At 38.4% G+C, this 10,894-nt stretch carries 9 protein-coding genes; all 9 read left to right on the forward strand.

What is annotated here, in order from left to right:
* Positions 1-219: 219 nt before the first annotated feature.
* The gene (locus RT445_RS06145) at positions 220-1,074 is read left to right on the forward strand and encodes a class II fructose-bisphosphate aldolase (protein ID WP_274795533.1); all 855 of its coding nucleotides are present in this window, start codon (positions 220-222) and stop codon (positions 1,072-1,074) included.
* A 149-nt stretch (positions 1,075-1,223) separates the two neighbouring features.
* Positions 1,224-1,874 (forward strand): fructose-6-phosphate aldolase, encoded by a 651-nt coding sequence (gene fsa, locus RT445_RS06150; protein WP_274795534.1) that lies wholly within the window; start codon positions 1,224-1,226, stop codon positions 1,872-1,874.
* Between the two features lie 65 nt (positions 1,875-1,939).
* Positions 1,940-3,226 (forward strand): UDP-N-acetylglucosamine 1-carboxyvinyltransferase, encoded by a 1,287-nt coding sequence (locus tag RT445_RS06155; RefSeq protein ID WP_274795535.1) that lies wholly within the window; start codon positions 1,940-1,942, stop codon positions 3,224-3,226.
* A 95-nt stretch (positions 3,227-3,321) separates the two neighbouring features.
* Positions 3,322-4,278: a class II fructose-bisphosphatase gene (gene glpX / locus RT445_RS06160; RefSeq protein ID WP_274795536.1), complete on the forward strand. Its 957-nt coding sequence runs from the start codon at positions 3,322-3,324 to the stop codon at positions 4,276-4,278.
* Positions 4,279-4,506: 228 nt separating this feature from the next.
* Positions 4,507-5,790, forward strand: a complete 1,284-nt coding sequence (gene rho, locus RT445_RS06165) for a transcription termination factor Rho (protein ID WP_274795537.1) — start codon at positions 4,507-4,509, stop codon at positions 5,788-5,790.
* Positions 5,791-5,915: 125 nt separating this feature from the next.
* A complete protein-coding gene (locus tag RT445_RS06170; RefSeq protein WP_274795538.1) occupies positions 5,916-7,814 on the forward strand; it encodes an AraC family transcriptional regulator in 1,899 nt (632 codons plus the stop codon).
* 85 nt (positions 7,815-7,899) lie between these two features.
* Complete coding sequence (locus RT445_RS06175) at positions 7,900-9,624, forward strand: ABC transporter ATP-binding protein (protein ID WP_274795540.1); 1,725 nt, start codon at positions 7,900-7,902, stop codon at positions 9,622-9,624.
* Positions 9,625-9,661: 37 nt separating this feature from the next.
* Positions 9,662-10,456, forward strand: coding sequence for an ABC transporter ATP-binding protein (locus tag RT445_RS06180; RefSeq protein ID WP_274795541.1), 795 nt, complete (start codon positions 9,662-9,664; stop codon positions 10,454-10,456).
* A gap of 19 nt (positions 10,457-10,475) precedes the next feature.
* The coding region (locus RT445_RS06185; protein WP_313470133.1) for an iron chelate uptake ABC transporter family permease subunit at positions 10,476-10,894 on the forward strand (419 nt) is incomplete at its 3' end.

Raw genomic sequence — 10,894 nt, forward strand, 5'->3', positions numbered from 1 at the left:
CTACGTTGCACTCCGCTTTCGTGTAGAAAATAATAGCCCCTGCTTTTCAGGGGCTGGCCTCCGTTTCGTTTCACTGCACTGCGGCTGACACTGTCGCTACGTTGCACTCCGCTTTCGTGTAGAAAATAATAGCCCCTGCTTTTCAGGGGCTATTATTTTTGCTATGATTGAGGAGCATATTTATGTAGAAAGAATAGTCCTATGAGGAGGATTTTTAGTATGGCATTAGTATCTATGAAAGAGATGTTAATTAAAGCAAAAGCAGAGGGTTATGCTGTTGGTCAATTCAACATTAACAACCTTGAATGGACACAAGCAATTTTACAAGCAGCAGAAGAAGAAAAATCTCCAGTGATTCTTGGTGTTTCTGAAGGCGCAGGTAAATACATGGGCGGATTTGTCGCTGTTGTTCACATGGTAAAAGGTTTAATGGAATCTTACGGTACGACAGTTCCTGTAGCGATTCATCTTGACCATGGTTCTAGCTTTGCAAAATGTAAAGAAGCAATTGATGCAGGCTTTACTTCCGTGATGATTGATGCATCACATCACCCATTTGAGGAAAATGTTAAAATTACTTCAGAAGTAGTAGAATACGCACATGCTAAAGGCGTTTCTGTTGAAGCAGAATTAGGAACAGTTGGTGGGGATGAAGATGGCGTAATCGGTGGTATTATTTACGCTAATCCAGAAGAATGCCGCAAAATGGTTGAGCTAACTGATATCGACTGCTTAGCACCAGCACTTGGCTCTGTACATGGTCCTTACAAAGGAGAGCCGAACCTAGGCTTTAAAGAAATGGAAGAAATCTCTAAGCTGGCAGATCTACCACTTGTATTACACGGTGGTACAGGTATCCCAACAAAAGATATCCAACGCTCCATTTCATTAGGTACAGCTAAAATCAACGTCAATACTGAAAATCAAATTGAAGCAACAAAAGTAATCCGTGAAATTCTTGACAATGACAAAGTGGTTTACGATCCTCGTAAATTCCTTGGTCCAGCACGTGAAGCCATCAAAGCTACGGTTATTGGTAAAATTCGTGAATTTGGAAGTGCACAAAAAGCATAATTTTTGCATTTAATATGTTACAAAAGCATAGATAAATACACATAATAAGAGAAGTGTTGATGCTTTCAATCGACCTTCTCTTGTTTTTGAAATAATGAAAATTTGGAAAATAACTAATAATATAAGAAAAATGATCAGGAGGAAATATAATGAAATTTTTCATTGATACAGCAAATTTTGAAGAGATTAAAGAGGCACATGCATGGGGTATCTTATCAGGAGTTACAACAAACCCATCGTTAGTTGCTAAAGAAGAAAATGTTTCTTTCCATGATCGTCTACGTGAAATTGCTGAGCTAGTTGATGGCTCTGTGAGCGGGGAAGTTATTGCGCTTGATGCAGAAGGAATGATTAAAGAAGGTTTAGAATTAGCTGCGATTGCTCCAAACATTACAGTGAAACTACCAATGACACCAGCTGGATTAGAGGCTTGTCGTTACTTTGCAAACAAAGGTATTAAAACAAATGTGACATTAATCTTTAGTGCAAACCAAGCATTAATGGCTGCGCGTGCAGGTGCTACATACGTATCACCATTTATCGGCCGTTTAGATGACATTGGTCAAAATGGTGTAGAACTAATTGAAACAATTGCTGATATTTTTACAATTCATAATATCGATACGCAAATTATTGCTGCCTCTGTTCGTCATCCACAGCACGTTACGGCTGCAGCATTAGCGGGCGCACATATTTCAACTACTCCGTTTAAAGTATTAAAACAACTTTTCCACCATCCATTAACGGAAAAAGGAATTGAAGGATTTTTAGCGGATTGGAATAAGAGAAAAGGCGAATAATAAGAATATACAGTGTGAGCGAATTGCAAAAAATACTACTTTCCAATCATGAGGGAGAACGCAAAATGGATGTTTATAAAATTACTGGCGAAAATCGTCTTCAAGGTACAATTAAAGTTAGTGGTGCAAAAAATAGTGCAGTCGCCTTAATTCCTGCATCAATTTTGGCGAACTCTCCAGTGACTATTGGAGGGATACCCGAAATTTCAGATGCATGGACATTAAAGGCTTTGTTAGAGGAAATTGGCGGGGAAGTTTCGTTTGAGAATGGTAAAATGACGATCGATCCAACCGATATGATTGCATTGCCGTTACCAAATGGTAACGTTAAAAAGCTACGCGCTTCCTATTATTTAATGGGTGCTATGCTTGGTCGTTTTAAGAAAGCAGTTATTGGATTACCTGGAGGCTGCTTTTTAGGACCACGTCCAATTGATCAACATATAAAAGGCTTTGAGGCATTGGGAGCTAAAATTACCAATGAACATGGGGCGATATATTTACGCGCAGATGAATTGATTGGGGCAAAAATTTATTTAGATGTGGCCAGTGTTGGAGCTACAATTAATATCATGTTAGCCGCAGTCCTTGCAAAGGGACGTACTGTCATTGAAAATGCTGCAAAGGAACCTGAAATTATCGATGTAGCAACACTTCTAACGAATATGGGAGCTAATATTAAAGGTGCAGGTACAAGTGTTATCCGTATTGAAGGTGTGGAAGAATTACACGGTACCGAGCATACGATTATTCCAGATCGTATTGAAGCTTCTACATTTTTAATTATGGCTGCAGCAGTCGGTGACGGTATTACTATTGATAATGTTATTCCACTGCATTTAGAAGCTATTATTGCCAAGCTTCGTGAAATGGGTGTGAAAATTGAAATTGGGGAAGAAAGCATTTATGTGCCTAAAACAGACCTCTCAACATTACAAGCGGTGGATGTCAAAACCTTGGTATATCCAGGATTCCCGACGGATATTCAGCAACCACTTGCTGTGTTAATGTCACAAGCATTCGGTTCCTCAAAAGTAACAGATACTATTTATACAGCTCGATTTAAGCATATTGATGAACTTCGACGTATGAATGCAGATGCTCGAGTAGAAGGAAACACGGCTATTATTAAAGGGCCAAGTAAATTGCATGGCTCAACCGTAACAGCTACAGATCTTCGCGCTGGTGCAGCTTTAGTATTAGCTGGTCTCCTAGCGGAAGGTGAAACAGAAATTCATGATATCTATCATATTGAACGTGGCTATAGCTCACTTATTGAGAAATTACGTGATTTAGGCGCTGATATTCGACGTGAAACCATCATGGCACGCGTAGCTGAGACAAAGGAATAATGAGAGCTAAAAGTTTTCAACCAATTATGTTACAATAGAGGTAATTTGAATGTTTTGGCACGTATAAGATGCCAATAACGGGAGGCAAAGCAACAATGGAACGTAGTTTATCGATGGAAGTAGTACGAGTAACAGAAGCAGCAGCAATCGCATCCGGGAAATGGATGGGGCGCGGTTTAAAAATTGAGGCAGATGATGCAGCAACAACAGCGATGCGCAAAATGTTCGATACAATTCCAATGCATGCTACAGTAGTAATTGGTGAAGGTGAAATGGATGAAGCACCAATGCTTTATATTGGTGAAGAACTTGGTTTACGAAATGGCGGTCCACAGGTAGATATTGCAGTGGATCCACTAGAAGGTACAAATATTGTGGCAAAAGGTACAAATGGTGCGATGACAGTACTTGCGATTGCAGATAAAGGGAATCTGTTAAATGCTCCAGACATGTACATGGAGAAAATTGCCGTTGGACCAGAAGCTGCTGGGAAAGTAGATATCAATGCTTCTGTCACTTATAACTTATTACAAGTTGCAAAAGCTAAAAATAAAGATATTTCTGATGTTGTCGCTACTCTTTTAGATCGACCACGTCACCAAGCAATTGTTGATGAAATTCGTGAAGCGGGTGCACGTATTAAATTTATTCAAGATGGCGATGTTGGTGCAGCGATTAATACTGCTTTTGATGAAACAGGTATTGATATTATGTTTGGAACAGGTGGCGCACCAGAGGGCGTTATTGCAGCTGTCGCGTTAAAATGCCTGGGTGGAGATTTCCAAGCAAAACTTGTACCAGAGGATGAGGAGCAATTAGAACGCTGCACAAAAATGGGTGTAGATGTTGAAAAAGTTCTTTATTTAGATGACCTAGTAAAAGGTGACGATGCTATTTTTGCAGCGACTGCTGTAACAGATTGCGAGCTTTTAAAGGGTGTTCAATATAAAGGTGCTTATGCCTTAACACATTCAGTAGTTATGCGTGCTAAATCTGGTACGGTTCGTTTTGTTGAAGGCCGTCACGCTCTTGAGAAAAAACCTAGATATTAATGATATTTTCTTCTAAAATATACCTAGTACATCTATTGTGCTAGGTACCTTCTTCTTTAATTAACCATCCAATATTTTGTAAGGCGAAGTTTCGTTTTATGGTAGAAAGTGTACCAGTAGTTATTATTAAACTAAGGCACCATATAAGCGTTAACAGAGCCTATCGTAAAAACTTCAATGAAAACCCCAATAATGTATTATATTTTGAAAAAGACTGGAGTTGTGCATATGTCTGCATTGACAATCGCTCAATTAGAAAACATGACGTTAAAAGAGCTTTACGCCCTTGCACGCCAATATAAAATTTCATATTATAGCAAGCTAACGAAAAAAGAATTAATATTTGCTATTTTGAAAACGCGTTCAGAGCAAGAGGGCTATTTCTTTATGGAAGGCGTACTAGAAATTGTTTCGCAAGAGGGCTTTGGCTTCCTTCGACCAATCAACTACTCTCCAAGTAAAGAAGATATTTATATTTCTGCATCCCAAATACGTCGCTTTGATCTACGTAATGGGGACAAGGTGTCAGGAAAGGTGCGCCCACCAAAGGAAAATGAGCGCTATTATGGCCTATTACAAGTAGATGCTGTTAATGGCGAAGATCCTGAAGTGGCGAAAGAACGTGTTCATTTCCCTGCATTAACACCTTTATATCCGAATCGACAAATTAAGCTAGAAACAACACAACGTAATTTATCGACACGTATCATGGATTTAGTTGCACCTGTGGGCTTTGGCCAACGTGGTTTAATCGTTGCACCACCAAAGGCGGGGAAAACATCTTTATTAAAAGAAATCGCGAACGCCATTACAACCAATCATCCTGAAGCAGAGTTAATTGTCTTACTGATTGATGAACGTCCTGAGGAAGTTACAGATATTGAACGTTCTGTCAATGCAGATGTTGTCAGCTCAACTTTCGATGAAGTGCCAGAGAACCATGTAAAAGTGGCAGAGATTGTATTAGAACGTGCACGACGTTTAGTGGAGCATAAGCGTGATGTCATTATTCTAATGGACTCAATTACACGTTTAGCGCGCGCTTATAACCTAGTAATTCCACCAAGTGGACGTACACTTTCAGGTGGTATTGATCCGGCGGCTTTCCATAGACCGAAACGTTTCTTTGGTTCAGCTCGAAATATTGAAGAAGGCGGTAGCTTAACGATTTTAGCAACAGCTTTAGTCGATACGGGTTCACGGATGGACGAAGTAATTTATGAAGAATTTAAGGGAACAGGTAATTTAGAGCTCCATCTTGATCGTCAGCTTGCAGAGCGCCGTATTTTCCCAGCGCTTGATATTCGTCGTTCAGGTACACGTAAAGAAGAGCTTCTTCTTGAGCCAGAGCAACTTGAAAAGCTATGGGCTATCCGTAAAACGTTTTCAGATGCGCCTGATTTTGCAGAGCGCTTCCTGAAAAAAATACGTACAACAAAATCGAATGAAGAGTTTTTTGAAAAACTTAACGAAGATATGAAAAAAGCAACAAAGGGTAAGGGGCTTTTATAAAATAGCAATCATCACCATTGACAAGAAATCGTCAATGGTGATTTTTTTTTATTTTAAAAGATTGTTGATATTGATAATCATTATCAATATACTGGAGCTATAACAACTGTTGAAAGGAGACGAAGATGAACTATGATGCCTACATGCTTCTTTGGCAAAATACATTCCTTCAAGTGAAGCATATCGAATACATAAATAAAGCAGAAGTCCGAATATCAAAAGTATTAACCTATAGCACATTTCTTATTGTCACAGCAGGCGATGCACAGGTTGTTATTGATGAACAGCCTTATCATGTACAACGCTTCACTATTTTTCACATCGGAAAATCTCAATGTCTTCAGATTACTGCGCAGCATAGAGTTAGTTACTTTCTTATAGGTTATAAAGGCAGTGTCATGTACAGAGATGCTTTTTTACAGCATTTACAAATACAATACCAACCTTTTCAAACATGCTTTTCTTGTGTACCTGCGAACCCAATCATCATTCACAACATTCTTCAGGATATGTATAGTAAATGGAATTCTGGCTCTATTCAAGAGCATCTATCAGTTAAAGCTTCGATGTATGAGTTTATTTATCTTATATTTCATGAAATGGCTGATGGACAAGGCACTCCACATGAAGTGGATAAAGCTGAAGTAGCACACTTGTATATTAAACAACATCTTCATCAACCATTATCTGTGCAAACATTAGCAGATATGCTTCATATCAGTACGCGTCATCTTTTACGTATTTTTAAAGCTCGTTTTGGGGTGGGACCACAAATTTATTTACAGCAATTGAGAATAGAGCAAGCAAAAAAATACTTGCTGACCCATCATTATGGCATAAAAGAAATTGCTATTTCACTAGGTTTTGAAGATGAATACTATTTTAGTCGAGCATTTAAAAAGGCGACAAATATGGCACCAAGCAGTTTTAGGCTGAAATATGCAAGTTCTATGTCCGAAATTGCCATTACAAATGAGAATCGTTTTCAATACAATAAGAATCAGCTCGCGCAAGCAAAACGATTTGAGAATGGAGAAAATGAATTCATGAGGCAAAAGATGATTCAGCATATCAAAATATCTTTTTTATTAAGCTTGCTAGTTTTATTAGCAGCATGCAATGAAGATACTAGTCAAACTAAAGAGGAGCAACAAACACCACTTACTCCAGAGACTAGAATCGTGATGGATGATAGTGGACGCAAAGTAGAAATTCCGATGAGAGCAGAGAGAATCGTAACAGATTGGTATCTTGGTCAAATTTTAGCGTTAGATATTGTACCCGTAGGAGGAGTAACGGCTAACCTCGATTATGCTGCCTTTTTAAAGCAACATTACAAGAATGGGGAAATTACCAATATTGGTACGGATGGTAAGGTGTCATTAGAAAAGGTTTTGGAGTTAAAACCAGATTTAATCATTACATGGAATCCAGAAGATGTAGAGAAGTTCGAGAAAATTGCACCAACCCTTGTATTCGCTGAAGATGCTCATCCATCAGCAACTGAAGAAATTAAGGCGATGGGTAATTTTTTAGGAAGACAGGACGAGGCTGAAACATTTACAAAAGAATTTGAAGATCGTATAGCAAAAGCGAAGCAAAAAATTAATGATGTGATTCCAGATGGAGCAACATTTACTATTTTTGAAATGTTTCAAAAAAATGCATCAGTTGTTGGAAATTCAGGCGTATCAGGCGGTAGAGCACTCTATCAAATCTTGGAAATGAAACCTCAAGGAAAGGTGCAAGAGTTATATGATTCAAAGGAAGCGAGTGGTGGGCGTTATGAGATTTCCTATGAGGTAGTAGGAGACTATGTAGGTGACTATAACTTCATGATTAACTTCTTTTACAAAGATGAGAAGTTACCAGCCACATGGGCAAATTTAAATATTGTAAAAAATAATCAAATACTAGAGCTTCCATCTGAATTTTATTTTGCTTCTGATCCGCTTTCTGGCTTACATCAAGCTGAGGAACTGGTTGACAAAATAGCTAACTTTACGAAGGCTCAGCAACAATAATTGTGAAAACTGGGAGCTATCTGTATAAAACAGATAGCTCGTTTATTAGATTGGGCGAATGATATCGCAAGAGGAGGCAGCAACAATGTTATTACAGCGTTTTTTTTCCTATTATAAGCCCTACAAAGGTTTATTTATTTTAGATTTTAGTTGTGCGATTTTAGTGGCATTAATCGAGCTAGCATTTCCGATTGTATTAAATAAAGTAATTGATGATATTCTCCCTGATGGAGAAATGAAGTGGATTATTATGGCAAGCTTATTGCTGTTTGCCTTATACATCTTCAATTCCATTTTACATTTTATCGTTTCGTATTGGGGACATATGCTGGGAATAAATATTGAAACGGATATGAGAAAGGAATCCTTTAGTCATGTGCAAAAACTTTCCTTTAGGTTTTTTGATAATAATAAAACAGGACATCTAGTTTCTCGCTTAACGAACGATTTAATGGATATTGGTGAGCTTGCTCACCATGGTCCAGAGGATATCTTTATTGCGGCAATGACGATTATTGGGACATTCGGTGTCATGTTCTATATTGATCCAACTTTTACGATTCTCATTTTCTTACTTGTACCTATCATCTTAATTTTGACGATAATTTTTGGGAAATTAATGTCTAAAGCATTCCGCCAGATGTTTGGGGATATAGCAGATTTCAATGCTCGCGTTGAAAATAATGTCAGTGGCATTCGTGTTGTACAAGCCTTTACCAACGAAGAGCATGAGATTCAACGTTTTAAAGTAAATAATGAAAGATTCCGTATGACTAAGTTGTTTTCTTATAAAGTTATGGCTTGGAATGAAGCCATTTCAGGCATTCTCACGAAGGTTTTATCATTATTTACATTATTTGTTGGAGCATTTTTTGTATTAAATGGCCATTTAACTAACGGTGATTTCATCGCATTTATTTTACTTTCAGGTATCCTTTTAGGGCCAATAAACAAAATTAATATGTTTATAGAAAGCTATCCAAAAGGCATGGCAGGATTTAGACGCTATATTGAATTCCTTGAAACAGAGCCTGAAATAGCAGATCGTCCAGAGGCAAAAGCAATCAATGAAATTGAAGGAGAAATAATATTCAAGGATGTCTCGTTTGGCTACACAGATAATTATCGTGCTTTACAGCTAATGAACTTAAGGGTTTGCCCTGGTGAAACAGTGGCACTCGTAGGACCCTCGGGTGCAGGGAAATCTACAATTTGCAGTTTATTACCTCGGTTTTATGAAGTAAATGAAGGCTCTATTAAAATTGATGGCATTGATATCCGTGATTTTAAACTGCAATCGTTGCGTTCGCATATAGGGATTGTCCAACAGGATGTCTTTTTATTTGATGGCACTATTCGTGAAAACATTGCCTATGGTAATTTACATGCGAATGAAGAAGATATTTGGAATGCAGCACAACGAGCACAGCTTACCGATGTCATCCAAACTCTTCCTGAGGGAATGGATACATTGATTGGTGAGCGTGGTGTGAAACTATCAGGCGGGCAGAAGCAAAGATTATCGATCGCTCGTATGTTTTTGAAGAACCCCAAAATTTTAATATTAGATGAAGCAACATCAGCATTGGATACAGAGACTGAACAAGCTATCCAGCAAGCGTTAAATGAGCTAGCCATTGGACGTACTACATTAGTAATTGCCCATCGTTTAGCAACGATTAAAGATGCAGACAGAATTGTAGTTGTCTCGAAAAAGGGTATTGTTGAAGAAGGTACACATGAGCAATTAATGGAACGAAAAAATGCTTACTATGGCTTGTATACAGCTCAATTTGGTTTACAAATATAAGGGTGATAGTGCGCTCGAAAAAGAAAGGAAGTTAAAAATGGCAGTACTAGAAATAGATCGTGTTGCGATAGGTTATCCCTCAGCGCTCATCGTCAATGATTTAAGTGTGAAAATTCCTAAAGAACAAATCTCCACAATTATTGGTCCAAATGGTTGTGGTAAATCTACTTTATTAAAAGCTGTAGCCCGTGTACTTCGAACACAAAATGGAGCAATCTATTTAGATGGCAAAGCTATTCACCAATTAAAGACAAAAGAAGTAGCGAAAAGGATGGCTATTTTACCTCAAACGGCAACAGCACCAGGAGGGTTAACGGTTTTTGAGTTAGTATCATACGGTCGTTTTCCACACCAAGTAGGATTTAGGAATTTACACAAGGAAGACTATGAATATATCCATTGGGCAATTGATGCTACAGGGCTGAGAGAATATAGTGATCGACCCATTGAAGCATTGTCAGGTGGTCAGCGCCAAAGAGTATGGATTGCCATGGCATTGGCACAAGGCACAGATATTTTAGTACTAGATGAACCAACAACTTATTTAGATTTAGCACATCAGCTTGATATTTTATTGCTGCTTCAAAAGCTAAATAAAGAAGAACGACGAACAATTATCATGGTATTGCACGATTTGAATCATGCTTCCCGTTTCTCGCATTTTCTGATGGCCATGAGAGAGGGCAATTTAATCGTGAATGGCAGTCCAAAAGAAGTGATGACAAAAGAAAATTTACAAACCGTTTTCAATATCGACGCAGAAATGGCTGTTTGTCCATTTAGTAAAAATCCAATTTGCTTATCTTATCAGCTGCACGACATGAAGGTATAAAATTTGAGGAGGAAATAGAATGACTACGTCGACAGAAGTAGGGGAGCTCAACGAAATACAAAAGCTCCAGAAACGATCTCATCCGATCCGTGGAGCAGTAGCCTTAATTGTTGGAATAATTGGATTAATATTTACCTTCGTTTTATCGATTTCCTTTGGTGCTGCGGATATTTCATTGGGTACTATTTGGACGGCAGTTACCCAATATTCCCCTGGATTAACAACACATCAAGTTATTCATGATATTCGCTTACCTCGCGTACTTGGAGCTGCATTAGTGGGCGCGAGCTTTGCAGTAGCAGGGGCGATCATGCAAGGGATGACACGCAACCCGTTAGCAGACTCGGGATTACTAGGCTTAAATTCAGGAGCTGCCTTGATGCTAGCAATATGCTTTGCCTTTTTCCCTGGTCTACCTTATATGTATTTAATTTTATG

The organism is Lysinibacillus sp., assembly GCF_032093475.1.
In the GTDB taxonomy this organism is placed as follows: domain Bacteria; phylum Bacillota; class Bacilli; order Bacillales_A; family Planococcaceae; genus Lysinibacillus; species Lysinibacillus irui.